Genomic DNA, 26,933 nt, shown 5'->3' with positions numbered 1-26,933 from the left:
GCCTCCATGCGTGAGAATCTCCACGCATACAAAAGCACAGCCCAATCAGGCAAGTTCTTTATGACACAGTAGTACTAGAAGGGGCCAAGCGAGGCGAGAGCTTTCGCGTTGAGGTCGATCTCTCTGAAGGCAGACAGCGCCGGTCACGCTGCTTCGATATCCAGCGAAGGCGGACGATGCACCGATGTCGGGTCTTGTCCCAAGCCGGGCACCCCGGATCCCAGTCGGCGCGCGCTACTTTGAAGATGGATAGCGCCGAAGGCGGCCTCCTGCTCGAGCGTGACCGCCCCGTCACGCCCGAGCTCGAGCGCAGCGACGAGCGTGCTGGCGATCGCCGCACGCCGCTGCAGCGGTGTGCTCGCCCTTTCGCCGCCGCCCGGGATGAAGTGCGCAAGCGGAGCGCCCTGCACGGGTAGTGCTGCCAGCAGCTCGCGGATCCTCGCCAGCGCGTCCGGTACGCGCCAGAGCGGCGGTGGGTTCGGCCGGTAGACGAGGTGGCGCATCGGCAGGGCGATCAGCCGCAGGCAGGCGCGCAGCAGCTCGGTGATGTCGGCCAGCGGCATTGGCGCGGGGTCTGGCTCCGGCGCCCCTCGCCCGAAGACCTCCCGGCCCAGCTGTGGCCGCCTCTCGAGCCAGTCCGCCATCGCCTGCACCGCCGCGCGGTCGGCCAGCCGCCGCCGCAGCTCGGCCGCCTCCGCCTGCGCCGCCCGGTCCGGCTCGGAGCCCGCCGGCAGCAGCAGCCGCGAGCGCAGCAGCAGCAGCCAGGCGGCCATGACCAGCCAGTCCGCCATCTGCGACAGCGGCACCCGCCGGCCCGCGATGGCGCGCTCCACCGCCGCGCCAAAGGCCTCAGCCAGTTGCACGACTGAGATCGCGGCGAGGTCGACCCGCTGCGCCCGGGCGAGCTCGAGCAGCAGGTCGAGCGGTCCCTCATAGCTGCCGAGCCGCAGCGCCGGCGCGCCGGAGTTGCCCAGCTCGACGTCGCCGTCAGGGGCCATCGTAGAGTGGCCGCAGGTCAAGGCGCAGGCCGGGCCAGCGGGCGCGTAGCGCCAGCAGCACGGGCCAGGGGGTCCAGTCGGCGGACCAAAAGCCGGCCCAGAACAGGCCCGGGTCGCGCCGGCGCGCCCCGCCCCGCCCGCCGATTGGCAGCTCCACCACGCCGCGCAGCGCCTCCGTCGTGCCCCAGTGCGACCAGAGCCAGGCACGGCTGTCTGGGTCGTCCGGCCCGAGCCGCAGCAGGCGGTCGGGCACCGGCAGCAGGCGGTGCAGGTCGAGTGGGCAGGCCCGGCTCTGCGGCGCGCGCTCGGCCACCAGCTGGCCTCGTGCTTCGACCGCATCCCGAAGCTGGCCGGCGAGGATTCGGGCGCCCTCCAGGCTGATGGTGCGGCGGGCCGGCGGCGGCGGGGCCAGGAGCAGGTGGAACCAGCGCTCTGCCGCGGCGCCGTGGTCATGGGTCCAGGGGATTACGCCGGCGCCGGCGGCGGCTGATCGGAACAGCGCCACCGCCTTCGGCGCGCCCGTGACCCGCAGATGGTGGTAGAGCCAGTCGGTGTCGCCCGGCGCGAGAGGCGCGGCCGCCCCCTCCCCGTCCCGCGGCTCGGCGGCCGGCGCCGCGGTCACAGGTCGAGCAGTTTGGTCGCGCTCTCCGTCACCAGCTTCGCGCGCCGGACGTAGCCGCGCATGGTCTTGAGGTCGCGGTGGCGGGTATGGTCCATGACCTGCTCGTCGCGGGCGCCGGCCATATAGGCCTCGGTGACGAAGCCCGCCCGCAGCCCGTGCGGCGACAGGCGTTCGCCGCCGTCCACGGTGATGCGGGCGGCGGCGGCCCGCTTCAGGAGGATGTCGCGCACGGCGTCGCCGCCCAGCGCCCGGTGCTCGATGGTCCCCCAGCGGTCGATCTTGCGAAACACCGGGCCGTAGCGGCAGTCCGAAATCTCGAGCCAGGTTTCGAGGGCGCGCACCGGGCAGGTCTCGGGGCGCTTGCCGCGGGTGATGCCGAGCTCGACCCCCCTGCCCTCCTGATCGGTCTTGGAGGAAGGCAGCATCAGACGCGCCCCCGCCTCGGTAAACCGCAGATGCTCGCGCTCGACCGCCACCAGTTCGGAGCGGCGCAGCGCCCCGGCAAAGCCGAGCAGCAGCAGCGCCCGGTCGCGCAGGCCGGCGAGGTCGCCACCGCAGGCGGCGACGAGCTTCTTCAGCTCGGCCGAGGTCAGGGCCGCCGCCTGGCGCCGGCGGCTGCCATGGGTCCGGAAAATGCCGCGGAGCGTGGTGCGGATGACAGGATGTCCGGCGGACCAGTCGAGACCGCGCAGGCGGTGGGCATGGCCGATGGCGGCCAGCCGTCGCTCGAGCGCGGAGCGGCCGTAGAGCGGGGCCTGGGCGGCGAGGTAGGCGGCCACCGCCGCGGGCTCGGCCGGCAGCGGGGCGCAGCCGGCAGCCTGGCACCAGGCGGTGAAGTGGGCCCAGTCGGTGGCGTAGGCGCGCAGCGTCTCGGGCGCCAGCGCGTCACGAGCATAGGCCTTCGCCGCAGCCAGGGCTGCCGCGGCCAGCGGCGTGACGGCCGCGGTGTCGGGCCGGGCGATCGGCAAGACCGCGGTCTCCTTGATCGCCGCCGCCTCCATGCGCCAACTCCCTCCCCCGGAGGCGGGACTCTGGCGGAGAACCGCCATTGCGGCAAGCATCTCCTCACACGCGGTAAGGGAGACTTATCGCGGGTGACCGTCTGACGCGACTTGCCTCAACCCGGGCGGACTTCACCTCATTGCGCCTCGAATTCAGATCCGACGCTAAAAGCTTGTCGGTCATTCGGCAGGCCCTTGCCCCTCATGACCCATCCCCGCTCCCGCGCCCCGACGGCCACCCTCGCCGACAAGCAGCAGGCCATCCAGCCGACCGCGCTGCTCATGGGTCACGTCGCGGGACAGCGACAATTCGGCGAGGTCCGACACCAACCTTTCGAGGGGACCGCGAAGCTGGTCCTCCTGCGCGCCGCTGGCGCCGCGGCCGGAAAGCTGCCTTTGGTCGCGCGCCGCAGCGGGACGGCCTGGTCGAGAGTAAAAGCGGGCAATCCCGGCCTCGCGGTTCGTTGCATCCTCGACGAGGCTAGGCGGTGTTAGGTCCGGCCCCAGCAGCCCGCCTTCGTGCAAGCCGCCATCTGCCTTTCCGGCCATTCGATTCGCGCCCAGAGACGCTGAGTTATCCCGTGGGGTCTCCCGACACCGCTTCAGTTATCCAGAGCAGACCCGCTTCGTCCCGTGGGGTCTCCCGACGCTCTGTGTGGGGTTAGGTGACGCGAATCGGGGTTATCCCGTGGGGTCTCCCGACCACTCTACTAGTAAGAATCTAATACCCTTCAAATAGCTTCGTCGGTTAACCCCACACTTGACCTAGGGAACCCAACTCCTTCAACTTGCTCGCATCGGGTATGTCAGGAGGGAGCCATGGGGGAGCTACATCGGCTGGTCCTGCTGCACGGCAAAGAAAAGGCTCGGGAGATGGTCCCGGCCAAGCAGCGTACCCTCGTCGATATCGCTGCCGAGGTCCTCTGCGACGACGCGCAGCGGCTCGGCATTACCTACTCCGGCTTCTGCCTAACCGGCTTCCCGCACAAGAAACTCGACGATGATGAAGTCTGGGAAAAGCGCGGGCACAACGTCACGCTGCTCATCGAACCAGGCCGCCTGCGGATGGGGCCGGGGCCTGCCACGCTGCTGGGCGTTCCCTACGGCGCCCGTGCGCGGATGATCCTCATCTACCTCCAGACGCAGGCAGTCCGGACGGGCAGCCGGGAGGTCAGGCTCGGGGGCTCCATGCGCGACTGGATGGGGCGCATGGGCATGTCCGTCGGCGGCGAATCCGCCCGCGCACTACGCGACCAAGCACGCCGCATAAGCGCCTGCTCGATTAAGTTCTTTTGGACAACGGCTGATGCCCAGGGCCGCGCGCAGGATGGCTTTGAGCGGGGTGCGATTGTCCGCAGCGGCCTCTTCTTTCGCGAGGACGACGCAGGCGGCCAAGCCAGTTTGTTCGACGACGTCGTGACGCTCGACGAGACCTTCTACAAGGCCCTACGGGACCATCCCGTGCCGCTCCTGGAAAGCGCCATCCGCCGGCTCAAGGACCGGTCCATGGCGCTCGACATCTACGTTTGGCTTGCCTACCGGCTCCACGTACTCGACCGCGTCACGCCTGTCGGCTGGACCTCCCTGCATGCACAGTTTGGCGGCGGCTTCAAACATGCTCGGCAGTTCCGGCCTCAGTTCCTAGACGCGCTTTCAGCCGCGACGGCAGCCTATCCAGAGGCAAATGTTAGTCTCTCCGAGACAGGCATCACCCTCTCGCCATCGAACCCGCCAATCCGCAAGTTGGCGTGAGCGTCGGGAGACCCCACACCTAAAAGGACACTTGAACCGGTCGGGCAACCGGTCCTATCTATCCCTCATGTCCAGCACCCATTTGGCCGCGACCTTTGTCGGCGCCCACGACGCCAAGACCCGCCTCGCCGAGCTTCTCGATCGCGTCGAGCGAGGCGAGGAGGTAGTCATCACTCGACACGGGCGCCCGGTCGCAAAGCTCAGCCGCACCGGCCCTGGCCACAACGTTGCCGCCGCGCGCGCCGCCGCCGCAGCTCTCATGAAGCTCCGCGAGGAGATTGCTGAGGAGGCCGGAGGCCCTTTTCCCCTCGCCGAGATCCTCGCGCTCCGCGACGAAGGTCGGCGGTACTGATCCGGTGCCCGGCTTCGTGCTCGACGCTTCCGTGACCCTCGCCTGGGCGCTGGCCGGCGAGGTCCGGGCGGAGGAGGCCCGCACCCTCGCGCTCCGCGTGGCCGAAGAAGCTGCCGTCGTGCCAGCGCTATGGCGGCTGGAGGTCGGCAATGGCCTACTCATGGCCGAACGGCGGGGGCGTGTTAGGCCGGAGCGCGTGGACGCCGTCTTGCGCCAGCTCGGCGAGCTGCCGATCGAGATCGACGCGGAATCCAACGCGCGCGCTTGGAACGGCACGGCCGCTCTCGCCCGCAGGCATAGCCTCACCCTCTACGACGCTGCCTACCTAGAACTCGCCGCCCGCCGCAGCCTGCCGCTGGCGACTTTCGACGGACAGCTTGCCCGCGCCGCGGCGGCCGAAAAGGTGCCGCTTGCAATGGATGCTGCGCCATGAAGACCCTTGTGGTGATGAACGAGAAGGGCGGCGTCGGGAAAACCAACATCGTCGCGCACGCTGCCTGGTACTTCGCAGAACGCTACCGTACCCTCGTCATCGACCTCGATCAGCAAGCCAATCTCTCGTACACGCTCCAAGCCTACGGCTGCCCCGTGGAGAGCGTGCAGCTTTTTGGTGAAGCGACCGCAGTCCGGCCACGTGACGGCGGGGGCGGCACTCTCACCCGCTCAACGCGGGCGCTGATGGAGGTCGAGCGGGCACCAGAATCTGTTATTGGCGTATTCCGCGACAGCATCCGCGCCAACGACTCAGCCTACGACATCTGCGTCATAGACACGCCCCCTGCCCTTGGTATGCGGACCTTCGCCGGGTTGCTCGCGGCCGACGCAGTCCTCGCGCCGATCGGCGTCAACGACTACAGCCTCGCTGGCATCACCGAGCTCATGCGCGCCATCAAGGGTGTTGCCACCCACTACAATCGGAAGGAGCCGCACTTCCTTGGCCTCCTTCCCTCCCTGGTCGACCGCAAAAGTAAGCGCGAGCGCGAGCTGTTTGAGCAACTTGCCGGCCAGCTAGGGAAAATTCTGTTCCCCGGCATCGTTGCAAAGCGTGATGCTTATGCGAGGGCCGGCAGTGAGGGCATCCCTGTCTGGCGCATGAAGGGTCAAGCCGGCCGCGAGGCAGCTGAGGAGATCCGCGCCATCTTCTCTCGCATCGAAACCAGCATGGAGCTGACTCATGGCTAAGGCAGCTTTTGGCGGCGGCATGCTGACCTCGCTCCGGGCTTCTTTCGGCGACGACACAGGCGCGGCAATGAAGCTGCGGCTTGACCAGGTGGAGGAGGACCCGGACCAGCCGCGGCAGGCTTTTGACCCCGAGGAACTTGAGCAGCTCGCCGCCTCCATCCGCGTGGTCGGCGTCCTGCAGCCGATCGCCGTGCGCCCACTGGCTGGGGACCGCTACCGCCTGGTCTACGGCGCCCGGCGCCTGCGCGCGGCGAGGCTCGCGGAGCGTAGCCACATCCCAGCCTACGTGGTGGAGGAGGAGCAGGCCGGACTAACGGCGCAGGTCATCGAGAACCAGCTCCGCGCCGGGCTCAACAACAGCGACTTGGCGGAGGCGATCCGGCGGCTGTCCGAAGGCGGGATGAAGGTGAAGGAGATCGCTGTCGTCACGGGCTTGCCGGACTGGCGCCTGCGCCACTTCCGCGCCGTGCCGACGTTGCCGCCCTTCTTGCTGGCGCGCCTGGACCAGGCCGATATGCGGGCGCTCTACGAGCTCCAGGGGGTGTGGGAGAAGGCAAAGGAGCCAACACGAGAAATGCTGGAGACGGCGGTCGGGGCGCTGCCTAAGGACGAAATGCTGACGGTGACGGAGGCTCGGCGGATCATTGGTGCCGTGACCGGGAAGCCGACGCACAGCATTGCCCTGGAGCGGCCCCCGGAAGCCCCGACGGATACCCCTCCCCCGTCCGTCGCCGACGAGCCCGAGCCCGAGCCTGCGCGAGCGCCACCCGTTAGTCCATCGGCAGACAAGTCGCGCCATCCGCCCGCCTCATCCCCCAAGCCCTTGACGACGCCGTCTAACACCAAGCCGGGCAAGCGGCCGGAAGTCGTAGTCGCGATGGCCGATGGGAAGCGCGGCGCCCTTGTGCTCGACAGGAAGCCGTCCGGCAGCGGACTCGCTTTGGTGGAAGTCGAAGGCGAGGTGGTGGAACTGCCCTGCGGCGACCTGCGTCTGGTCGAGGTGAGATAGCTCCTTCCCGCGCCTCCGGCGCCGATTGAAGGGGAACCACGTGGCGCCGCCCCAAGGTTCCCCAGACACGCGCCTTAAGGCACGTCACACCCGCTTCGGATCGCCTGGCGGGGCCGCCGCGCGGCCGGCGCAGGCCGGATTGCGTTGTGACCCCAGATAACGGCCGTGGCGGTGCGCGTGGCCGCTGAAAGCGGGCAACCAGGAAGGCGCGCCGAGCGTGCCTCTCAAGCCGCTGGTGAGGGCATCATGGCCGGATACGACAACGAGATCGACGCGCTCCGAGCGCGGGTGGACTGCCGGACGGTGCTCGAACGGGCGGGGTGGCAGCTCGATATAGCTGAGAGCACGCGCCGGGCGGTGAAGTACCGGCTTGGCGCAGGGCGCATCGTCATTGTTACGCACGAGGGCAGGGGGTGGTTCGATCCCCTCGGTAGCGGGCGCGGTGACGTGTTGGCCCTGGCGCAGCACGTCTGGGGCGGCACCCTCGGTCATGCGCGGCAGCGACTACGGCCGCTTGCCGGCATCGCGCCGAGCTTGCAACCGGCCGAGGCGGCGCCGAAGCGGTTGAAGTTCGACCCGGATGCTTGGCACAAGGCGCCGCCGCCACGGGTAGGATCTGCAGGATGGCGCTACCTAATCGGGGAGCGGGGATTGCCTGCATCGACCGTCTCCCGCGTCGTGGCAGAGGGCTGTTTGCGCGAGGGCATTCTCGGCACGGGCTGGGGTGCCCATGCGGATGCTGAGGGCCGGATCGTCGGATGGGAGATGCGTGGCCCGCGCTACAAGGGGTTCGTAGCCGGTGGGACCAAAGCGATCTTTGCGGCCGGCGCCGAAAAGTCGCGGCGCCTCGTTGTGTGCGAGGGCATGATCGACGCGCTGAGCCTTGCCAGTCTGGAGGGATGGCGAGAGTGCACGCGCTACGTCTCGACCGGGGGCGGTTGGCGGGACGCCGCAATCGGGTCCCTTCGGACGCTGCTGGTGCCGGGGAGCCTGCTGGTGGCTGCGACGGATCGCGGCACGGGGGGAGAGCGTCTGGCGGAGCGGCTTGCCCAGATTGCGGCTGGGTTCGAGGTCGCGTTTGAGCGCCTGCTCCCGGCCAACAAGGACTGGAACGACGACCTGCGTGCCGGCATAGGGTAGGGTGCTGGCCCGAAGGATCGCACACGGTGTGCGGTAGGGACCATCACGGATGAGAGCGGAGCGCTGCATAGCACTCCCTCCCTCTTGCCCAGATCCATCGCACACAGTGTGCGTTCGAAGGAGGGAGTACTGGCCAAGTCGGACTAGGGCCGGATATGCTTGTTGTAGGTGTTCTATGAGACAAGCATGCCCGTACCCGCCGATAAGACGCTCCTCAACGCCTATGTGGACCGCGATCTCGCGGATCGCTTCAAGGCCTGGGCCAGGCCGCACGGAGGCGTTTCCGCCGCCCTTCGCAGGGTGGTCGAAGGTGCCGTCGCGGAGCACGAGCCGGAGCCGCCCCTCGGTGCTGCTGGCTTCCATGTCACGGTGCGGCTGCGCGAAGGAGAGCGCGAGCTCCTGCTCGCCGCTGCACGGGCTCGGGGCATGCCGGTAGCCGCCTACCTGCGCTCTCTCGCAGTCGTTCACCTGGCTGGGCGCCCGCAGTGGGGCCCGGAAGAGGCAGAGGCGTTGCGGGAGCTTGGTGGCGAGCTCAGGCGTATCGGCAACAACGTCAACCAGATTGCCCGCGCTCTAAACGTTGCCGTCCAGAAGGGCGAGTATCCGGCTGGGCAGGGGGCGGAGGCCAAAGAGGCAGCGAGGCTGGTCCGCGCACAGTTGCGCCGCCTCCTGGCGATCTACACCGGCAACTTGGGGCGTTGGGGGCAGGTTCGAGAGGGTTTGGAGGGAGTGCCGCGAGGGCTGATCGCCGAGGCTGAGGAGCGCGAGGGGCGGTCGCGAGCAAAGCGCCGGCCGAAGCCGAGGAGGCCCGCATCCTTCAATGGCTAAAGCGCTAATTGTCGAAGTAGGCGATGGACCGCACACGCTGTGCAATCCACTATTTCCTGCGGCGCAGCGGATTGGGTTCGGGGACAGGCGTCGGCAAGCTGCCCTGCCCAAGCGTCGGGATTGCGGGCTCAGGCGGCAACAGCGGTGTGGCGGTGGGGGCGTCCCGGCCGCGCCGCAGTTCTGCTGCAAGCGCCTGCCGCCGATTCAGTGGAACTGGCATGCCCGCGACAAAGGTGCGGATGTCGGCCGCCAGACGCCGGTCGGTCTCGTCGCCCGCGTCCAGGATCTCGGCGTTAGTCAGGTAGGCGGCTCGAATGGACGCCTGCCGCTGCTGGATCGCCTTCTCCCAACCTTGGGGCTCGCGTAGTGGCGCGGCCGCGTCGCCAGCGGCCCTCCGCCGCTCCTCGCGGACGGCGCGCGGCTCGAGGCCGCGCAGCCGCACTTCCCGCACCACGGTCCGCTCCGCCTTGGCGACCAGGCCCCGCGCATGCCGCGGCGTGGCCTCCGCCACCACTCCGAGCCGCCGCAGCTCGGTGGCGAACCGCTCCCGCCACGCCTGGAGGTCGGCCGGGCCGGCAACCAGGCGCCGGCCATCGCTACCCACGGCGCGGACGGTGACGTGCACGTGCGGATGGTCCCGGTCGTCGTGCCGGACCATCAGCCAATCGTGGCGATTGCCGAAGGTCTCCCGCGCCCAGGCGCGGGCGGCGTCCTGCACGCGGTCGGGCGGCGCACCGACGGGCATCGAGAGGATGATGCCGACCGATTGCGCCTTCTCCGGCCCGACGCGCACGCCGCGGTCCCGCTCCATCAGCGCGTTTGCCATGAGCCAGTCTTCATGCAGCGCCCGTAGGGCAGCGCGGTCGGAGACCGGCTGGCCGTCCTGCGTCTCGGCCTCCAGGCGGCCGTTACGCGTCAGGTAGTCGAAGTGGGACTTCAGGTGGACGATGCCGCGCGAGCGGCCGGTGATCTTCACCATCACTTCAGGCGCGCGGCGCACGATGCGCGCCAGCCGCGCTTTGGCGTCGGGCGAGAGGGAAGGGCGGTGACCTGTGGTGAGGGGGGTGTCCGTCCCGCTCCGGCGCTCCGCCAGGCGCCAGGGATCCTCGCCGTTGCGCGGCATGGTCAGCGCCGCCGCGCGAGGCGCTGCTCGAACTGCTCAGGCGGCAGTTGAGCAGCTGTTGGCGCGGCGGGTGCCGGGGCAGGCTGGCGGGGCTCGACGAGCCTGGCTGCAGTCGTCACGCCGCGCTGCTTTGGCGTCAGGGCGACCGGCCCGTCTCGGCTCTCCTTTTGGGCTAGCTCAGTGACAGCGAAGGCCTTTAGCTCGGCCTTCGCCTCCATCGTTAGTCTGTGCATGGAGGCGTCGACCTTCGCCTCAATGGCGCGGAGGACGAGCTGCCCATCGGCCGAGAGACCTGCTTCCGCCTTGCTCCGGGGATGCGACACGGCGGCTGGGGGAGCTGCCACCGTCTGCGCCGGGGCGGCCTGTACCGGCTGCTTCACCGGCTGGCGCAGCGCGCGGCGCCGCTCCGCCTCCTGCTGGTCGAGGTCGCTGGCGCGGTGACCCTGCGCGGGCAGGCCACGTGCCGCCGCCTCGATCCATGCCTCGCGCCGGAAGGCTGCTGTCCCCTTGAGCGCGACCTCGCGCCAGCCGCGCGCCTCCGCAACATCGAGCATGGCGCGGATGGTGTTTAGGTCCTCGCGCTTCGACGCCACGCGGCCGGCGCCTGCCTGGAAGGCAAGGTTCTTGCCCTGGTAGTCGTCGAAGTAGCGTCGCTCGACACCGCTGTCCTGGGTGTAATAGCGGCGGCGGATAGCCTCCGGATCGGTGTGTCGCACCTCGCTTTCGGCGCGATGCGAGACGGTGATGGGCGCCTGTTTTATGACATTGCTCGGCGTCAGGGCCTCGCGGGCACGCTGAAGCATAACGACCTCCCTCTCTCCGATTACACCGGTAGGGCCGCGACTACGGCCTCGATCCAGGCCTTGGCCTGCTTGGCGTTCACGACATTCCCCAGGGCCGCGACCGCACACAGTGTGCGGTCGGCGACCTCCTCCGCTATCTACTGGCGAAGCAACGCGCTCTTCTGCGCAGGCCGGTCACGGATGCGCCTCGGCACGAGGAAGGGAGGCTCGACCGTCATCCAATCTCCTCCCCCGCGGCCGCGGCTTCGGGCGTTCACCCTCGGCCTTGTCCTCGCCCTGCACCTCGGCCGCCGCCGGCTTCCGCGCCGTCGGCACGGCTGCGATCAGGGCGGCGACGGCCGCCTTGCCGTCGTCGAGGCCCATCTCCGAGAGATCGACGGGCGCGCCAGCGACCGCCGCCCACAGCGCGTCCGCCTGGTGCGGCTGCACCTCGATCGGCGGTGCGAGTGTGGGGGCTGGAGCTACGGGTCCGGCCGCCGACTGCACCGGCTCGGGCAGCGGCGGGCTCCCGCCGTCGTAGCGGACGTCGATAGCGATCGGCGGCACGACCGGCGCCGGCCGCAGTAGGCGCGTGAAGCGCTTTTCCTCGTAGTGCCGGATGCGCGTCGCGCGGACCGGCCGCATGCCGGCTCGCAGGACGATCTCTTCGCGCGCACCAAGCCGCGCGATCTCCTGCGGCAGCATGAGCGCGCGCCGCTGCGCCGAAGCGGACTGGCTTTGCCGGTCGCGGTTCCACCATCCGCCGAAGCGCGGCCCGGAACGGGTGAGGGATTCGACGGTGTCGTAGCCAAGCCGCTCCGACAGCTCCTTCATTAGCGTCAGGTCCTTCGTGCCGAAGACGACTTCGGCGCCGCAGTTGTCGAGGACGGTTGTCGCGACGTCCGGGCCGTAGGTCGCCCGCATCTGCGCCTTGCTCTGGAGCACGAGCAGCATCCGCACGCCGTAGCCGGCCACGAAGGCGAAGGCACTCGTCAACGTCGGCATGGCGCCAAGCAGCGGAAATTCGTCGAGCACCATGAGCACCTGGTGCCGTGCCGCCGGGTCGTGCTGCGGCAGCGTCTTCACGGTCACGTCCACGACCTGCTGGAAGAACAGCGCGAGCAGCGGCCGCAGCCGGTCGATATTGTCCGGCGTGACGCCAACGTAGATGGCGTGGAGGTTGTAGCGCAGCCGCCGGAGGTCAAAGTCGCTCTCCGCCGTCGCTGCGTCGATGCGCGGGTTGAACCAGAGCACGAGCTTCGTCGTGACAGATTTCCGTATCCCGCTGACGGTGTCGGCCGAGCCGCCGAGGTAGTCGTTCAGCGCGCTGATGCAGGCGGCCGTATAGGGTTTCCCGGCGAGGCGTCGCGCCTCGATCGTCCCTGTCAGGTAGCCCTGCAGGTCGCGGCGCGTGAACATGCGCAGCACCTCCCCAAGCGTCAGCGGTAGCCCCGGCGTCTCGGCAAGGAAGGCCGTGACGCCGATGAAGGCCGAGCGCGCGCTGTTGGTCCAGAATTCCTGGTCGCCGGTCGCCTCGGGGTAGAGCATCTGCGCGATGCGCTGGATGTCGTCGAAGGCGTCGATCGTGCCGCGGCGCACATAGCTCAGCGGGTTGTAGCGGGCGGTACGACCCTCTGGGTCAAGCGGATCGAAAAGGAAGACGCGCTGCCCGGCCTCGGCGCGGATGCCGGCGCTTGCCCCCCAATTCTCCTTCTTCACGTCGAGGACGACGAGGCTGCCGTCCCACAGCAGGCAGTTCGGGATAACGACGCCGACGCCCTTGCCGCTGCGCGTCGGCGCGTAGAGCGCGACATGTTCCGGCCCGCCGAAGGTCAGGTAGCGGCGTCCAGTGCGACCGACATGGATGCTGTCGCTGACGTCCCGGAACCGGTTCTCGCGGATCTCTGCCTCGCCCGCATAGCCGGTCTCACCGTGCAGCGGGCGGTCGCCGGCTCGCACCCTCCGGACTGCGAGAGCGGCAACGAGGGCGACCACAAGGACGGTAGCGGCGCCGCCGGCGATGCGGAGCCAAAGGCTGACAACCGGGTGGTCCGGGTAGTAGCGGAGGTAGGTCCAGAATTGCGCCAGGGGCACGTCGTGCTGCGCATCGAGAAGTCCCGTGCCGATCAGGAAGATGAGCGATGCCAAGCAGGACCAGAGCGCGCCGAGCACGCCGATCACCGCAGCGACGGCGATTGCCTTCCCCGCCAAGGGCCAGGAGCCGAAGCGCGTCACTTGGCAGCCAGGTGAGCGGTAGGAATGGATCGGCACTTCGCCGCCGGGTCAAACCAGACCTCGGTGATGCGGAAGCGGCCGGTGCTGCGGTCGCAATGCGCGACCACGTCCACAAGCTGACGCAGCAGCGTGCGCACGTCGGCATCGGCGAGGTGCCGGCCCGCCGGGTGCTCCTTCACCATCAGCGCCATCGCGTCGAAGGCGCCGCGCGCGCCGTCGGCGTGCAGCGTAGTAATGGAGCCGGGATGCCCAGATGCCGCGCCGCGCAGCCAGGTGAAGGCCGAGCCGTCGCGCAGCTCCTGGAGCAGCACGCGGTCAGGGCGCATGCGGAGCGAGGCCTCCAGTAGGTCGCCGGCGGTCACCTGCGCGAGGCCCTGCGCACCCTTCGAGTAGAATAGGTGGACGCGGTTGGCGTGCGGCACCTCCAGCTCGGGCGTATCCTCAATCGTGACGACTCGGTCGGTCTCGGGGATGGCGCGAATCAGCGCCTTGGCGACCGTCGTCTTGCCGCTGCCCGTCGCGCCGCAGAGCACAACGTTCTTCCGCGCCTTCACGGCGGCTGCCAGGAAGCCGCTCCAATCGCGCACGGCCAGCAGCGCCACCAATCCAGCGTCAGCCTCCGACAACGCCCCGTCCGCCGTGCCCGTGCCCTGGAAGGTGCCGCCCTCGCGGAGTGAATCCAGCGACGGCGCGTAGGCGCTTGGCTTGCGGATCGTCAGGCTCAGAGTGCCGACCGCCACGGCAGGCGGGCGTACCACCTGCACGCGCTGCCCGTCGGGCAGCACGGTGGCGCAGAGCGGACGCGACGGCCCGACATCCTGCGCCGTCATCGCCGCGGCGAGGGTAGCGATCGCGTCCAGCCGCGCGAAGTCGAGGACCGGCACCTCATGCCGCTCCCAGGCGCCGTGCCGCTCTACAAAGACCTCGCCTGGCTGATTCAAGCAGACCTCGGTCGTGGCTGGGTCGGACAGCCAGGCTGCGAGCGGCTCCAGCAGCATGCGCAGCGTGCGCTCGCCGTGCCGGTTCATCGGGCGCCAAGCCTCGTGAGGCGCACGTCGTAGACTCCGGAAAAATCCAGGTCGCGCGCGACGAAGATCGAGACCTCCTCGCCCTGGTTCTTTCGGAGAACGGGCGGAATGTTGATCGTGTTGCGGATCGCCTCGGCCGCCGCGCCGCGCCCGGCAGTCGCGCCATAGCCGTAGTAGCGGGCCGTACCGCCGTCGCTCGCCTGGTCACCCGCGAAGGCGGCACCCGCGTCCACGAGGGAGAGAAGCAGCGCACCGCCAAAGCGGTCCCAAAAGCGCGTGTCCACCTCCCCGCTGAAGCCAGAGCGGCCAAGCGCGTCGGCGGCCGGACTGGCGAGGTTCACGACCACTCCGTGCGGCGTTTCGGCCCGGGTCCACAGCACGAAGAGCCGGCTTTGTCCTTGGCGCATGCCGCCGCGGAACTCGCCGACGACGCGTGTGCCCTTCTCCAGCAGTACGACAGTGCCGGTGGAGCCAAGCACGTCGCGCGGCAGCACACAGGTGGCGAAGCCGGGGAGGGTGCTGTCGAGCGCTGTCTCCAGCACGCAGGGGAGGACGGCGCCCTGCGTCACCAGCATCGGCCGGTTCCGAAGGACATTGGCACGCACGCCTTCGAGCCGCGTCGGCACGAGGCGGGCGGCGAGCTCGCTGTCCTCAGCTTCACCCGAGGCGGCCCCGCGAGGCTCCGCTGAGACTGCTGCGGCCGTCGTACTGCTTTGGCCGCCGAATGCCATCAGCGGTGCCCGGCGTGCCGCTGCGAGGGGATCCTGCGTCGGGCTGCCTGGGAGCTGGAGCGGCTGCGTGGGCAGTTGCGGAGCAGGGGCGGCCATCGGCAGCGACACGGGCGTTGCCGGCAAGGGAGGAAGCGCTGGCGGAAGGCGCGCCGGCTCAAAGGCGCCGCGCTGGCCAACGCGGAGCGCGGCAGCATCCTGTTCCGCGCGTGGATCGACGCGCGTTGGCTCGGGGCGGAACAGGATGAACATCGACGCCAGGCCGCCGGCGAGGGCGACAAGGGCTATGCCCTGTGACCGGCTGAAGCGGCGTCGCTGCTCACCGGCGACGGCGGAGACCGTGCGCTCGCCAGTCACACCTTCGGTGTTCGCGTCGCTCATCACCGGGTGCTCCGGGGCGTGCGCACTTCGCGGGCGACCTCGGGCGTTACCGTGCCGGTGCCGGGGTTCTGCCCAAGGGGGTCGTAGCCGTGGTTGAAGACACAGAGCACCTCCCCGCCTCTCCGGAGCCGGAACTGCGCCGCGGTCGCGTGCACCAGCACCAACTCGCCGCGCACCGTTCGGGCGGCGATCGCCTCGGAGCCGTCCGGCGCCACCGTGTAGATCGCTGGCACCTCGGCATTGGCCGGGAAGCGGAAGGCGGTCAGGCGGCCGTTGTCGCTGACCTCAGTCGCTTCGATCGCGGTCGAGCCCTGTGCCGAGTAGCGCCAGTTGCGGGGGCCGTAGAAGTGGTCAACGTCGAGGCGGTCGCGGGCGAGCCGCTCTGTAGCCGCCGCGCGAGCCTCGGCTGCCCGTGCCGCGGCGGCGCGCCGCTCGTCACTGGGATAGCGGAAAATGACTTTGAACATAGCCTCGCCTGCGTCGGCTGTGACGGCGCCGTCGCGCGCTTGCAGCTCGAACTGGTAGCTGCGGCGCTCCCCGCCGCTGCGGCGCGTGACGACCTGCATGTTGGTCGGGCCGCGCAGCTCCGTGGGCTTGAGGAAGAGCAGGTTGGCAGCCGGTGCCACCTGCCAGGCGGCTGCATCGCCGACAGCGATGTGGGCAATCTCCTCCTCCGGCCCGAACACCACCTGCGTCGAGGCGAGCAGGGTGCCGACGACGCGCACGACGTTCATCTCGTCGTAGACGACGGTGCGCACGCGCGGGTCGCGCGTGCCCGCCTGCGGCTCTTGGACCGCGAGTGCAGGCATGGCTGAGAGGCTGGCTAGGAGGACAGCGGCGATTGCTGCGCGCATCACGGCGCCTCCGGATCGACGCGGTAGTCGGTGACGAGAAAGCCGAGCGGGTTCTCCAACCGATCCTGGTTTCCAATGGCCGCCTGTGACCAGTCGAAGCCAAGCGTCGATACCCAATGCGACGTATCGACCGTGCGGCCCTCGCCTCGCCGCACCTCGCGCGTCCAGCGGACCTGCGCCAGCTTCGGGCCGATAAAGCTGATCGACCTAATGGTCACGCGCGCCGTGCCGACACGGCCGAGCGTGACCTGCGGGCTTTCGGGGTTCGAGCCGCGGAACCAGGTAGCGTAGCGCGCCTGCTCAGTCGCGGTGCTTAGCAGGGAGATCGTGCGGAACTGGTACTCCGCCTCTGTAAAGGCGTAGCCTTCGCGGGCGCGGACGTAGCGTGCGACGAAGTAGCGCGCGACCGCCTCGGTCTGCGTCTGCGGGCCGCCCTGAAGGTCGTGAACTGCGTCCACGATCCCGGTTGCGGCGTCCACGCGGAAGACGAGAGGCACCACGGTCTTAAGCGGCGTGAGGCCGGCGACGGCGAGGCACGCCGCGAAGGCGACGCCCGAGGCCACGGCCGCGACCGTCCATGCCAGCCGGCGGGAGCGGCGTTCGTCGCGGAGGCGTTCGGCCTCGAAGCTCTGCACCTGGGCGAAGTATGCGGCGAGCAACTCCGGATCGGCGGGAACCGGGCGGGCGGTGAAGGCGGCCTCGGCCAACGCGGCACCTGGGGATTGGATGGCGTTCACGACGCAGCGCCCCAGCGCGCAGCCTCGGCGAGCATGGGCGGCGCGCAGTTGCCGAGGGCAGCCGTGCGCTGCGCGGCCGGCGGTGCCAGGAGGTCGTTCGGCGAGGCCTGCCAGCGGTCCAGGTTAAGCTGGCGCACGGCACCCGTGCAGCCCGGCGGTGCTTGGCCGGCGCAGCCCGCGAGCGCCAGCAGCGCCAGCAGGGCGACGGTGAGATGATTCCGGTTATGTTCTTTTCGACGGATAGAGTCCGCGCGATGCGCACGCATGGAGGTGGTTCCTACGGCAGGCGGGAAGGGGGCGTGGGCAGGCGGGGGCGGATGTTTCCGCCGCTTCCGGTCAGGGCGCGGCGCGAGGTCGCCGCGTTCCAGGCGCCGGCCTGGATGACCGCGGCGCCCCGGGCACGGGCGTCGGGCAGGCCGCGGGCGGCCTGGATGGCGTTGCCGAAGGTTAGGCGGGCCAGGGTTCCGGTGTGGAAGGAAAAGCCGCCGGCAAGGGCCGAGGCCAAGCTGGGAAGCTGCATCGCGAGCATCGCGCAGATGATGAACAGGACGCAGACCGCGAGGAGCATTTGCAGCCGCTGCGCAGGCGAGGCTGCGGAACTGGTCGCCACGATCCGATCGACGAGGGCGCCCTCCGCCAGGATCATCAGCTGGAGCAGCATGACTGCCAGCACGCCTAGGACGACGAACTGAACGACCTGTCCGAGCCAGCGCTCAAACAGGGCACGCGTGGCGGGGAATAGGGCGAATGCCACGAAAATCGGGCCCACTGCGATGACGAGACCAAGGCCGATCCGTGAGGTGAGCCAGACGAGGTAAGAGAAGGAGATTGCGATGCCGGCGCAGACCCACATGAAGAGCACGGCAAGCGAAGGGCCGATGTCTGTCCAGCCTAGCGTGCTCCAAACCGACATGCCGACGCCAAGTGCCTTGCGCCAGACCGTATCGAAAGCGGCTGCGGACGGCAGAGATGCGCCTGTCGTGGCCGTGATCTCGTTCGCCAGCTCGGTCGGCAGCGTCGTCAAGAAGAGGTCGCGAACCCAGATGTTGTAGGTCGCCGCGTTCATGACGATCCACGCAACGATGCAGAGCCGCACGATGCGCCCGAGCACCGCGGCGAAGGTGTCCTGCGACAAGCCGCGCATCATCATGAAGCCGGTGAGCGCGACGTAGATGACGAGCGCCGTCGCCATCGGCCCGGCGAGCCACGCGACGAGAACGCCGATCAGTGCGTCTACCTGCGCCAGGAACGGCACCTCGATGAGGTTGTTCACCTGGCTGAAAATGTCGGTGATCACTTGAGCGGTATCTCGGGCGGCAGGCGGCTGGTCAGGCGGAGCTGGTCGTTGACAACCGACTGCCGCGCGGGCTCGCAGAGACCGTATTGCCGCTTGGCCTCGGCGTTCATGTTGCGGCATGCGCCAAGAGCCGTGCGCCGCATGTCGGGGTGGTGCGAGAACCACTCTGGCGTGTTCGGGCTGCCGCGATAGGTTCCGGTCAAGCGGTTGCCGGCGTCGGCGAGGTCGGCGCGCTGCGCGTTGATGCAGTCTGGGTGGTTCCGCAGCCGCCCAGGGTCGTTGCGACACTGGTCGAGCACCGTCATCCGCACGTAGGGGTTCCGGCCGTACCAATCCACAGTCCGCCCGTCTCGCGCATCGGTCTGCGCAGCAGCGGCGCCGGATAGCGCCGTGGTCAGGAAGAGGGAAGCAAGGAGGGTTCGCATCGCCATGTCTCCGGTTGTGGTCACCGGAGCAACGCGTCAGAGGTGGCTTCAAGGTCGCGGCGCATCTCCTCGCGGCGCCGTTGCTCGGTGCTGCGCTCTTCGGCCGCCTGCCACATCATCACCGCCTGGGCCTGCTGCTGCTGCGTGGCAATGAAGGCTTGCTCAGCCCCGATCCGGGCCTGGAGGTCCATCGTCTCCTTCGGGTCCTGCGCTGTCGAAAGCCGCGCCTGGAGTTCCTGAAGGCCCGGCAGCCGGTCCACGGCGGCCTGGTAGAGACGCTGCGCCATGCCAAGTGAGCCAGCGATCGACTGTGCGTTCCGCACCAGCTCCGTCGAGTGGAAGTCGGTTCCCGACGGCGCGAAGACCTGCGTACGTCCAAGTGCGCCTGACACCATTCCGCCAAGCGTACCGAAGCCGGACGGGCTGCCGGTGCCGGAGAGCAGCATCCCGGCGTCGTAGGCGTTCGACGGCAAGGGCGAGCGGATGCCCCCGGCCGTCAGGCTCCCGGCCAAGTTGTTGATGTCGGTCAGCCGTGACAGCGAGCCATAGAGCTGCTGCGCCTGGGCGAGTTGCTGCTGGAGCATGCTCAGCTGCTGCGTGAGCTGCGTCACCTGCTGGATCTGCTGGGCGAGGCTCGCCGCATCGGTTACCGGGATTTGCGCCCCCGCCGTGCCGGTCGTCGCGAGGACAACCACCCCCGCCAGAAGCACCTTTCGCATCGTCGCCTCCTTCCTCATGCCCCTGCCGTCCGCCATTCGCGCAGGAAGGCTGGCAGCCACGCCTCCGGCGTCGGCCCGTGCACTGCGCGTAGCCGTTCCATCAATGCGACCGTCGCTGCTCGCCCCGACAGCACGGCGACGAAATCCTCCAGCCCCGAGAGGTCGAGGTCGCAGGCAACGGAGGCGGTGCCTTGCTTAACCAGGAACCGGCCACGCGCGCCGACGGTGAGATCCTCGCGAACCATCCGGAACTCCGGCCCGGTCAGCTTCAGCCCGTCGCGGTAGTCTTCCTCCGCCGCGCGCGGGTTCGGCATGAGGAGCTGCGTCGGGCACTGTTCGACAAGGGAATGGGCGATCGGGCTGGAGAGGGCGTCCCGCGGGGACTGCGTTGCCAGCAGCATCACGCCGTTCAGCTTCCGAATGGTCTTGAGCTTGTCGTTGACGACGGCGCGGAAGGCAGGGTCGGCGAGTGCCTTCCAGAACTCGTCGATCGCCACGACCAGGCGCCGCCCGTCGAGGAGGGCCTCGATCCTGTGGAACAGATAGGCCATGGCCGGGCCGCGCAGGATGGGATCGTCGAGCAGCGCGGTCATGTCGAAGCCGAGGAAGGGCGCGTCGAGCGAGACGGCATCCGCTTCGCCGTCGAAGGCCCAGCCAAGGGCGCGGCCGTCGCACCACCTTTCCAGCCGGGCGCCGGCGCCCTCCGGGTCGGACTGGCCTAGAAAGGCGCGCAGCTCCCCGAGCGAGCGCGCTTCGGGCGGCAGCGCCATGACGGCGGCGAGGCCGAGCTCGATGCGGCGCTCTTCCTCGGCGGACAGCGCGGTGCCGTCCGGTTGGATCAGGCCGCGCACCCAGCCCGCGAGAAAGTCGAGGTCGGCGGGAGCGTTCGTTAGAGCCTTGAGCGGCGCGAGGCCGGTCGGCTCACCGGAAGGTAGGACAAGGTATGTGCCGCCGACGGCCCGGGCGAGGATCTCCGCACCGCGGTCCTTGTCAAACAGCACGACCTGCGCGCCGGCCTTTTCCGACATCGCCAGCAGGAAGCCGAGCAGCGTTGTCTTGCCCGAGCCGGAGGGACCAAACATCGCCACGTTGCCGAGGTCGCCGACGTGAAAGTGGAATCGGAAAGGCGTGCCGCCGGAGGCGCGGAACAGCGCAAGCGGCTCGCCCCAGTGGCCGGTGGCCGCCCCCTGCGGGTAGCCGTGCAGCGGCGCCATGGCGGCGAAGTTGCGTGAACTGACCACGCCAGGCCGGGCGCGTAGATGTGCATTTCCCGGAAGCTGCGCCCAATAGGCTGCTTCCAGCCCAAGATCCTCGCGGACGATGACTGCGCCGCCGTCGGCCAGGTCGCGTCGGGCCTCGGCCGCCGCGTCGGCGAGCTGCGGCAGGCTGTCTGCCAAGACCATGAGGGAGAGGTGATGGTCGCCCATGACGAAGGCGTTGGACTGGAGCTGGTCGGACGCCTCGCTCAGCGCCTCGCGTTGCGAGGCGGCCTTGTCCTGCGCGCTGACCATCTGGTTCTGCTTGCGCGTCAGGACACCCTGGCCGGCAGCCTTCGACAGGAAGCCGAAGCCCTGCGTCAGCACGCAACGGTAGGGGGCGGCAAGGATCGCGTCGAACTGGCCTGGCCATGTCGTCGCCGGGTATTCACGCAAGCCGAACACGGCGGCGTAGGTCGAGCCGGCCGGGCCGCGCATCTCAATTGCCTGCCGCCCAACGATGACACGGTCAGTGTGGATGGCGCCGCCCAGATGCCCGTTCACCAGGGGCACCGGCAGGTTTTCGCCCGTCAGCACCAGGCGGAGCGCCTCTCCGATTTCCGAGAAGGCAATGCCGTTCGCCTCGCGCAGGCCGAGCTGGACGGCGTCGTGGCCGGCGAGGTCGGCTGCAAGCACCCCCATCGTCTCATCGAGAGCGCGCAGGTCGGCGGTCGTCGCCTCGACCGCCGGGCCGCGGCGGCGCGCGAGCCAGGAGCCCACGCGTTCCCCAGCCGGCAGGGGAGGGCGGCGCAGGACCGAGACGAAGATGTGGTTGCGGTAGAGCGTCCGCCCGAGCAGGCGTTCCCGGTAGGCCGCATCGAGCGTTGCGGCGAAGCCGCTTCGGAAGTCGCCCGACGGGTATTCCCGCGCATCCGCGAAGGTGCGGACGACGTGCACCATGAGCGCCAGGCGGTCGGAGGCGACATTGCGATAGAGCATGTTGAGGCGGGCATGGACGCCGTTCACCTCGGCGAGGTCGGCGGTTTCCCAGGCACCGCCGGCGAGCCGCAGCATGCCGAGCAGGCCACCCCCTTCCATAAGCACCGCCCATGGCGCCGCGTGGCCGACGTAGGGGAGGTAGTCTCGCGCCGTCCGCTCGCGCCCGATGGCGCGAGCCGACGCCGCCGGCAGCGCGGCCGCGGCACCGCGGAGGCGGGTTGCACCGTCAGGCATGGACGCGCAGCTCCCGCGCCCGACGGACCGGGCGCAGGTCGAGCGGGCTGACCGAGGAGCCGCCCCAGAGGCTGCCGTTGCGCGACCGCCCTTTCGTCTCGACCCACAGGAACAGCACCCGGAAGCAGTTGTGGTCGCGGTCGGCGAGCGCCCGGAAGACGACGTGGAGGCCAATGCCAACCACCCCGTAGAGTGGGTTCTTCATCAGGATGAAGACGAGGCTCGTCAGCATGGCGTTGACCGCCATCGCCTCGATCGGCACGCCCCAAACCATGGCCGGCCGGGTGCAGGCCAGGAACAGCGTATCCTCGGTGAGGCGGGCTTCCTCCATCGTCAGATGCCGCCGCCGCCTGTGATCTGCTGCACGATCCAGGCAGCCGAGAAGACGATCGCAACGCCGGCAACGGTGCCAAAGAAGGAGCGCGGGGAGGCGGCGCCCATCATCCACGCGACCCCGCTGATGGCGATCGCGAGCACCGCGATGAGCTGGCCGACCCGGCCAGTGAGAATGTTCACGATATTGCTGAGGAAGGTCTCAAGGGACCCGCCGCCGCCCACGGCCTGCGCGAGAGCTGGGTCGGCGGCGAGCAGCACGAAGCCGCCGGCCAGGAGGCCGAGGGCGATCGTGCGGGAGGGCAGGCGGAACGCGGGCGCGATCATGGAGCGGGATTTCCTGCTGGGATGGATGCGGTCGCGGTCCTGACCGAAGCGGTCGGATTCTGGACCGGGAGCGGGGAGGGTGTGGGGTTACCCGACAGGTAGACATGCTGTCGGGCCTGCTGCGCCTGGCCGAACACGTCCCAAGCCGGCGGCCCAGATGGGGCGGGACTGGCGGGCGTCTGAAGTGGCACAGGGGGTGTGGGGTTAACCGACGCCTCGCCGCGCAGCCGGATGGCGGGCACTACCCGCTCAGCCGAGGCCTCGATGCGCCCAACGTAGCCGTTGGCGAAGCCGCGCTCTGGGTGACCGGTGTTGTAGCGGCTGAGCGCCGTGCGGAGCGCCCGCTGCGGGTCGGCTTCGCCGCGCGCCGCGGCGGCGTAGCCCTCGGCCAACACGCGGGCGCCGGCTTCCAGGCTGCGGCAGGGGTCAAAGGCATCGGCGATCGTCAGGCCGAGGCGACTGAGGTTAGTGCTGTTCACCTGCATCAGGCCAAGGTCAACGGAGCGGCCACGCACGACGACCAGCTCCGTTGCCAGCGCGATCGCTTCCTCCCTCCCACCCACAGACTGCGTCCCGCCGTGTGCGCCGTTCAGGTTGATGGCGAGCACGTTGAAGCCGCTCTCGGCGCGTGCAATGGCAGCGAGGGTCTCCGGCGCAACGCCGGGCGCGCAGGTTGTGGCAAGGCCGAGAAACGCGGTGAGTTCGAGAATCATGTCACGGCCGTCCGGCCATGGCATGCGGCGTCACACCGGTGAAGCGGGTTCAGCCTCGTCTTCGTCTGGTGGGTTGCTGCCGAAGATGTCCATCGGCGGCATGTCGTCGTCGTCGCCCTTCTTCGCGCGCGGCGTCGGCTCGACCCCGAGTGCGTGTGCGACGGCACGCACTCGGCGGAGCTTCGGGTCGTCCATGTCGAAGACGCTGACGCCGTCTGCCCAGCCGAGCTCGCGCACCAGCCGCAGGAGGCGGTCGAAGTCTCGGTAGCGTCGCTCGCCGCCGCGCCAGCGAACAATGCGGTAGTAGCCGCGGCGCCAGGAGAGCAGCAGGAACGGGGTGTATTCGAGCGCGTCGTCAATCGTCCGGGCGACGACGATGACGCCCGTGATGCGCTCTCCACCGCGCAACTTAGCACGCAGATCGCCTTCGCTGATCTCTCCCACACCGTCCCCGTACGACTCGTGGGGATGGAGGTTACGGCTGAAGTTGCGAGCGGCGAAGGTAGGTAACGTTTGGCCTGGGCCGCGCTGGTCCGTGCGCAAGGGGTATCAATGGCAACCAGAACAATACGGCAAAATCTGAAATATGCTTTCAAGGACAGCCTGCTTGCGCAACCGAGCGCTGTGAAAGGCTAGTTGCAGAATCCTGTCCCTAACAAGTCTAAGTTTTGTAGATTCACAGGACGGTGATCAAGAATTTTCATTCTTTTCCGTGCTTAATTCGTAACAAGCAAGAATTTTGCTCGGTTTAGGGATCTCGCATGTAGGAGCCTAACGCTCTGGCACCATGCTAAAGGAAACGCTTCCGATGCTGGATCCTGAAGCAGCATGGTCTCTACATTACCAGCATTAGACGGACCGGAGCGTGTTCCGCGATGACGGTGGTGTGAGCGGCGCTCAGAGTTTGCTACCCTGCCCGCCCGGCGCTCTGCGCCTGCCGCTAGGGCCGGCTATGCCCGGTGCGAGGGGAAGCTGCAGCGCTGGGCCGGCGTTGCGTCGCGAACCTGTCCCCTCATCCGGAGCCATTGGCACCGGCCAGAAGCACTCCACCGCACCGTCCTCGCCACGCAGCGCGAGGAACACCACCCTGGTCACCTCGCCGCCCTCGCCCGTTTCGACGGCAAGGCGGAACATCAACCCCTCGGCCGTGTCGGCATCGCCGAATGCCAGGGCGAGCTGCTGCGCCTCCGTCTCCTGCTGGCGCAGCGTCCGCTTCGTCGGATCCTCGGCATCGCCCCGGAAGAAGCGAACCGGCACGCCGTCGATGAGGAAAACAAAGTGGTGCGTCGAGTCCAGTACGCCGAGCCATGGGTACCGGCCGCCTTCCGCCGCTTGGCGCAGCCGGTTACGAGAGAAGGAGTAGGCGCGGCACCCGATCGACCATGCGTCGTCACCGGCCCAAGGATCGGCCATGGCAACCGCGTCGGTGCGGCCGCGCGCGAGGAGGCGTGCACAGGCGGAGAGCCGCTCCGCCGTCAGCGCCGGGTGAAGGTCCCATGGCGCGCGGCGCGTTCCCTCTCCCGAGCCCGATCTCTGTGCATCGATCTCGTTGTCCATCGCACCAATTACCGGGCCTCGCCGCCCCGCGTCCAGGAAGCATGTCATGGCGTCTCCCCCTGCCCTTGGCGGGGGCCGCGCCCTACTCGCGTCCGCCGGCCGCTCCCGAAGCCCGGCTGCGCCGGTCTTCGCCCTCCGGGTGACGGTCGCTGACGCAGGACGCTGGCCGCGGACGCGGCCCACCGCGGAGAACCATGGGGCGCCGCCCCAAGGTTCCCCTCGGCATGCGCCCTACGGCGAGGCAGGGCCGCTCTCTCGCAGGGCGCTGCGCACCCCGCTCCCTCGCAACCCGGCCTCGCCCTGCCGCATGCCACCCCTCCTTCCCCGGTCTCGCCGACGGGCAAGGAAGCAGCGCGGCTGCTTCCCGCTGCGCAGGAAGAGAGAAGGAACACAGACCGTGACACGCACCATCACCAACCCGGCGACACCCACCATCAACGTGCCGCTGAACCGGCTCTACCCAGCCACCGAGAACGTCCGCCGCACCGGCGCCGAGGCTGGGCTGGACGAACTCGCCGCCTCGATCCAGGCGCACGGACTTCTGCAGAACCTCAATGTCCGGCGGGAGGTCGGGCCGCGTGGCGCACCGACCGGGCGCTACTTCGTCGTCGCTGGCGGGCGGCGGCTCTTGGCGCTGCGGCGCCTGGCTGCAGAGGGGCGGATCGGCCGCACCGCCCGCATTCCTTGCCGCGTGGTGGAGGACGACCAGGCGACGGAGGCCAGCCTCGCGGAGAATGTCGTGCGGGTGGCGATGCACCCGGCCGACCAGTTCGAGGCCTTCGCCCGCCTCGCCAACGCCGGGCAGCTTCCAGAGCGGATCGCAGAGCGCTTCGGCGTATCGGTCCTGACGGTACGCCAGCGGCTGCGCCTCGCCGCGGTGGCGCCCTCGCTGCTGGACGCCTACCGGAACGGGGAGTTGACCCTGGACGCCGTGACGGCCTTCGCGGTGACGGACGACCATGAGGCGCAGGAGCGGGTCTGGCGGCAGACCGCCGCCCATGCACATCCCGCGACCATCCGGCGGCTGCTGACAGAGGGGCGGGTGCTGCTGGCCGACCGACGCGTGCGGTTGGTCGGACTCGCGGCCTATGAGGCAGCGGGGGGCGTCGTTGATCGCGACCTGTTCGACCTGGACGAGGGCGGCGGATGGATCGCCGACCCCGGCCTACTGGACCGGCTGGTCGAGGCGCGGCTCATGGAAGCGGCCGAGGCGGTCAGGGTGGAGGGCTGGCGATGGGTGGAGGTCGCACGCGACTTCCCACAGGATCGGCTCTGGCGGATGCGCCGGGTGCAGCCGGAAGCGGTGCCGCTGACTGAGGAACAGGCAGCGCGTCAGGAGGCGCTGGCAGAGGAATACGACGCCATTGTCGCCGAGTTGGGCGACAGCCCCGAGGGCGAGGCGGCGGATCGGCTGGAAACCATCGAGGCCGAGCTTGCAGCGTTGGAAGCAGGTGAGACGCGGTGGACGCCGGATTGCCTGGCCGTTGCCGGAGCCGTGGTCTGCCTGGACCCTTGGGGCGAGGGCGTCAGGATCGAGCGTGGCTTCGTACGGACCGAGGACGCGGAGCCTGACGCGGTGGCGAATGACGACGAGTCGGCCAGGGACGACGATGCGGCAGGCTCCGCGCCGGAAGCCGAGGAGGAGCGGATGCCGTCAATGTCGGGCGCGCTGCGGGCGGAACTGCTGGCGCATCGGACGGCCGCGCTGCGGGCGACGCTGGCGGAGCGGCCGGACCTCGCGCTGCGCGTGACGACTCATGGCATGGCGCTGGCGGTGATCTACCGGCGGCCCTACGGCGGCGTCGTGCGGTCGCCGCTGCCCGGCACCGGCTTCGATGCCGGCGTGCCAGGCGTGGAGGCCTCGAAGGCGGCGGTCGCCCTGTCCGTGATCCTTGAGCGGTGGCGTGCTGCACTGCCAACGCAGGCGGATGGTCTCTGGGCTTGGATTGAGGCGGCCCGGACCGAGGATGTGGGCGCGCTGCTGGCGGCCTGCGTTGGAGCCTCGGCCGATGCCGGCAATGCGGATTGGACGATAGAGAACGGCACGGCCTGGCCGGCGGCGCGGGCGGCGACGCTGGGCGGCCTGGACCCGACGGCGTGGTGGTCACCGACGCGGGCGTCCTATCTCGACCGGGTGCCGAAGGCACTCATCCTCGAGGCGGTCCGCGAGGGTGCGGGCGAGGCCGCCGCGTGCAGACTGGCCGGCGCTAAGAAGGACGATATGGCCGAGACGGCGGCCAGGCTGCTGGCCGGCAAGGGGTGGGTGCCATCCCTACTACGCGTGCCCGCCACTATGACGGTAGGGGACGAGGCGACGGTGCAGATCGCGGCAGAGTAGCCGCTTTCCTCTCACAGATTTGGCGAGCCGCCGGTTATCCGGC

At 69.4% G+C, this 26,933-nt stretch carries 29 protein-coding genes; 9 read left to right on the top strand and 20 right to left on the bottom strand.

Going from position 1 to position 26,933, the window contains the following annotated elements:
• Window positions 1–143: 143 nt before the first annotated feature.
• From J3S20_RS28315 to J3S20_RS28305, 3 genes are read right to left on the bottom strand one after another with little or no spacing between them, the layout of a single operon-like run.
• Window positions 144–998 carry a segregation and condensation protein A gene (locus J3S20_RS28315; protein ID WP_216840287.1) on the bottom strand — a complete coding sequence of 285 codons (855 nt, stop codon included), beginning with the start codon at window positions 996–998 and terminating at the stop codon, window positions 144–146.
• The gene (locus J3S20_RS28310) at window positions 988–1,620 is read right to left on the bottom strand and encodes a hypothetical protein (protein WP_216840286.1); all 633 of its coding nucleotides are present in this window, start codon (window positions 1,618–1,620) and stop codon (window positions 988–990) included. The genes J3S20_RS28315 and J3S20_RS28310 overlap by 11 nt, the downstream gene beginning before the upstream one ends.
• The gene (locus tag J3S20_RS28305; RefSeq protein WP_216840285.1) at window positions 1,617–2,621 is read right to left on the bottom strand and encodes a tyrosine-type recombinase/integrase; all 1,005 of its coding nucleotides are present in this window, start codon (window positions 2,619–2,621) and stop codon (window positions 1,617–1,619) included. The genes J3S20_RS28310 and J3S20_RS28305 overlap by 4 nt, the downstream gene beginning before the upstream one ends.
• Window positions 2,622–2,825: 204 nt before the next feature.
• On the opposite strand from J3S20_RS28305, the gene J3S20_RS28300 reads away from it, so the two are divergent.
• From J3S20_RS28300 to J3S20_RS28265, 8 genes are all read left to right on the top strand, one after another.
• Window positions 2,826–3,116, top strand: a complete 291-nt coding sequence (locus J3S20_RS28300) for a hypothetical protein (RefSeq protein WP_216840284.1) — start codon at window positions 2,826–2,828, stop codon at window positions 3,114–3,116.
• Window positions 3,117–3,440: 324 nt separating this feature from the next.
• Window positions 3,441–4,373 carry a replication protein RepA gene (locus J3S20_RS28295; RefSeq protein ID WP_216840283.1) on the top strand — a complete coding sequence of 311 codons (933 nt, stop codon included), beginning with the start codon at window positions 3,441–3,443 and terminating at the stop codon, window positions 4,371–4,373.
• Window positions 4,374–4,440: 67 nt separating this feature from the next.
• Complete coding sequence (locus J3S20_RS28290; RefSeq protein WP_216840282.1) at window positions 4,441–4,725, top strand: type II toxin-antitoxin system Phd/YefM family antitoxin; 285 nt, start codon at window positions 4,441–4,443, stop codon at window positions 4,723–4,725.
• 4 nt (window positions 4,726–4,729) lie between these two features.
• Complete coding sequence (locus J3S20_RS28285; RefSeq protein ID WP_343215323.1) at window positions 4,730–5,158, top strand: type II toxin-antitoxin system VapC family toxin; 429 nt, start codon at window positions 4,730–4,732, stop codon at window positions 5,156–5,158.
• Complete coding sequence (locus J3S20_RS28280; RefSeq protein ID WP_216840281.1) at window positions 5,155–5,907, top strand: ParA family protein; 753 nt, start codon at window positions 5,155–5,157, stop codon at window positions 5,905–5,907. The genes J3S20_RS28285 and J3S20_RS28280 overlap by 4 nt, the downstream gene beginning before the upstream one ends.
• A 19-nt stretch (window positions 5,908–5,926) precedes the next feature.
• Complete coding sequence (locus tag J3S20_RS28275) at window positions 5,927–6,916, top strand: ParB/RepB/Spo0J family partition protein (RefSeq protein WP_216840280.1); 990 nt, start codon at window positions 5,927–5,929, stop codon at window positions 6,914–6,916.
• A gap of 246 nt (window positions 6,917–7,162) precedes the next feature.
• Entirely contained in the window at window positions 7,163–8,056 is an 894-nt protein-coding gene (locus J3S20_RS28270; RefSeq protein WP_216840279.1) for a DUF3991 and TOPRIM domain-containing protein, read from the top strand.
• A gap of 186 nt (window positions 8,057–8,242) precedes the next feature.
• Window positions 8,243–8,884, top strand: coding sequence for a MobC family plasmid mobilization relaxosome protein (locus J3S20_RS28265; RefSeq protein WP_216840278.1), 642 nt, complete (start codon window positions 8,243–8,245; stop codon window positions 8,882–8,884).
• Window positions 8,885–8,933: 49 nt separating this feature from the next.
• Here J3S20_RS28265 and J3S20_RS28260 read toward each other — a convergent pair whose 3' ends face one another.
• From J3S20_RS28260 to J3S20_RS28180, 17 genes are all read right to left on the bottom strand, one after another.
• A complete protein-coding gene (locus J3S20_RS28260; protein WP_216840277.1) occupies window positions 8,934–10,007 on the bottom strand; it encodes a relaxase/mobilization nuclease domain-containing protein in 1,074 nt (357 codons plus the stop codon).
• 2 nt (window positions 10,008–10,009) lie between these two features.
• Window positions 10,010–10,810: an LPD7 domain-containing protein gene (locus J3S20_RS28255; RefSeq protein WP_216840276.1), complete on the bottom strand. Its 801-nt coding sequence runs from the start codon at window positions 10,808–10,810 to the stop codon at window positions 10,010–10,012.
• 174 nt (window positions 10,811–10,984) lie between these two features.
• Window positions 10,985–13,024, bottom strand: a complete 2,040-nt coding sequence (locus J3S20_RS28250; protein ID WP_216840275.1) for a type IV secretory system conjugative DNA transfer family protein — start codon at window positions 13,022–13,024, stop codon at window positions 10,985–10,987.
• Window positions 13,021–14,052: a P-type DNA transfer ATPase VirB11 gene (virB11, locus tag J3S20_RS28245; RefSeq protein WP_216840274.1), complete on the bottom strand. Its 1,032-nt coding sequence runs from the start codon at window positions 14,050–14,052 to the stop codon at window positions 13,021–13,023. Before virB11 ends, J3S20_RS28250 begins: the two co-directional genes overlap by 4 nt.
• Window positions 14,049–15,161 carry a type IV secretion system protein VirB10 gene (virB10, locus tag J3S20_RS28240; protein WP_216840273.1) on the bottom strand — a complete coding sequence of 371 codons (1,113 nt, stop codon included), beginning with the start codon at window positions 15,159–15,161 and terminating at the stop codon, window positions 14,049–14,051. Before virB10 ends, virB11 begins: the two co-directional genes overlap by 4 nt.
• Window positions 15,161–16,015: a P-type conjugative transfer protein VirB9 gene (gene virB9, locus J3S20_RS28235; RefSeq protein WP_281419645.1), complete on the bottom strand. Its 855-nt coding sequence runs from the start codon at window positions 16,013–16,015 to the stop codon at window positions 15,161–15,163. Before virB9 ends, virB10 begins: the two co-directional genes overlap by 1 nt.
• Window positions 16,015–16,722 (bottom strand): virB8 family protein, encoded by a 708-nt coding sequence (locus tag J3S20_RS28230; RefSeq protein WP_216840271.1) that lies wholly within the window; start codon window positions 16,720–16,722, stop codon window positions 16,015–16,017. The genes virB9 and J3S20_RS28230 overlap by 1 nt, the downstream gene beginning before the upstream one ends.
• Before the next feature lie 26 nt (window positions 16,723–16,748).
• On the bottom strand, window positions 16,749–17,018 hold the full coding sequence (locus J3S20_RS28225) for a hypothetical protein (RefSeq protein ID WP_216840270.1): 270 nt from the start codon (window positions 17,016–17,018) through the stop codon (window positions 16,749–16,751).
• Window positions 17,019–17,029: 11 nt separating this feature from the next.
• Complete coding sequence (locus J3S20_RS28220; RefSeq protein ID WP_216840269.1) at window positions 17,030–18,049, bottom strand: type IV secretion system protein; 1,020 nt, start codon at window positions 18,047–18,049, stop codon at window positions 17,030–17,032.
• Window positions 18,046–18,480 carry an EexN family lipoprotein gene (locus tag J3S20_RS28215; protein ID WP_216840268.1) on the bottom strand — a complete coding sequence of 145 codons (435 nt, stop codon included), beginning with the start codon at window positions 18,478–18,480 and terminating at the stop codon, window positions 18,046–18,048. Before J3S20_RS28215 ends, J3S20_RS28220 begins: the two co-directional genes overlap by 4 nt.
• 14 nt (window positions 18,481–18,494) lie before the next feature.
• Window positions 18,495–19,193: a type IV secretion system protein gene (locus tag J3S20_RS28210; protein ID WP_216840267.1), complete on the bottom strand. Its 699-nt coding sequence runs from the start codon at window positions 19,191–19,193 to the stop codon at window positions 18,495–18,497.
• 14 nt (window positions 19,194–19,207) lie between these two features.
• Entirely contained in the window at window positions 19,208–21,622 is a 2,415-nt protein-coding gene (locus J3S20_RS28205) for a VirB4 family type IV secretion/conjugal transfer ATPase (RefSeq protein WP_216840266.1), read from the bottom strand.
• Window positions 21,615–21,953 (bottom strand): type IV secretion system protein VirB3, encoded by a 339-nt coding sequence (locus J3S20_RS28200; protein WP_216840265.1) that lies wholly within the window; start codon window positions 21,951–21,953, stop codon window positions 21,615–21,617. Before J3S20_RS28200 ends, J3S20_RS28205 begins: the two co-directional genes overlap by 8 nt.
• 2 nt (window positions 21,954–21,955) lie before the next feature.
• Window positions 21,956–22,282, bottom strand: coding sequence for a TrbC/VirB2 family protein (locus J3S20_RS28195; RefSeq protein WP_216840264.1), 327 nt, complete (start codon window positions 22,280–22,282; stop codon window positions 21,956–21,958).
• The gene (locus J3S20_RS28190; RefSeq protein ID WP_216840263.1) at window positions 22,279–22,995 is read right to left on the bottom strand and encodes a lytic transglycosylase domain-containing protein; all 717 of its coding nucleotides are present in this window, start codon (window positions 22,993–22,995) and stop codon (window positions 22,279–22,281) included. The genes J3S20_RS28195 and J3S20_RS28190 overlap by 4 nt, the downstream gene beginning before the upstream one ends.
• A gap of 30 nt (window positions 22,996–23,025) precedes the next feature.
• Complete coding sequence (locus J3S20_RS28185) at window positions 23,026–23,439, bottom strand: hypothetical protein (protein WP_216840262.1); 414 nt, start codon at window positions 23,437–23,439, stop codon at window positions 23,026–23,028.
• A gap of 453 nt (window positions 23,440–23,892) precedes the next feature.
• The gene (locus tag J3S20_RS28180; protein ID WP_216840261.1) at window positions 23,893–24,552 is read right to left on the bottom strand and encodes a hypothetical protein; all 660 of its coding nucleotides are present in this window, start codon (window positions 24,550–24,552) and stop codon (window positions 23,893–23,895) included.
• A 397-nt stretch (window positions 24,553–24,949) separates the two neighbouring features.
• On the opposite strand from J3S20_RS28180, the gene J3S20_RS28175 reads away from it, so the two are divergent.
• The gene (locus J3S20_RS28175; RefSeq protein WP_216840260.1) at window positions 24,950–26,890 is read left to right on the top strand and encodes a ParB/RepB/Spo0J family partition protein; all 1,941 of its coding nucleotides are present in this window, start codon (window positions 24,950–24,952) and stop codon (window positions 26,888–26,890) included.
• Window positions 26,891–26,933 lie beyond the last annotated feature (43 nt).

Origin of the sequence: Falsiroseomonas tokyonensis (genome assembly GCF_019024325.1) — a bacterium.
Classification (GTDB): domain Bacteria; phylum Pseudomonadota; class Alphaproteobacteria; order Acetobacterales; family Acetobacteraceae; genus Falsiroseomonas; species Falsiroseomonas tokyonensis.
The sequence above is the reverse complement of the archived record's forward strand: the minus strand, read 5'-3'. Positions and strand labels throughout refer to the sequence as shown.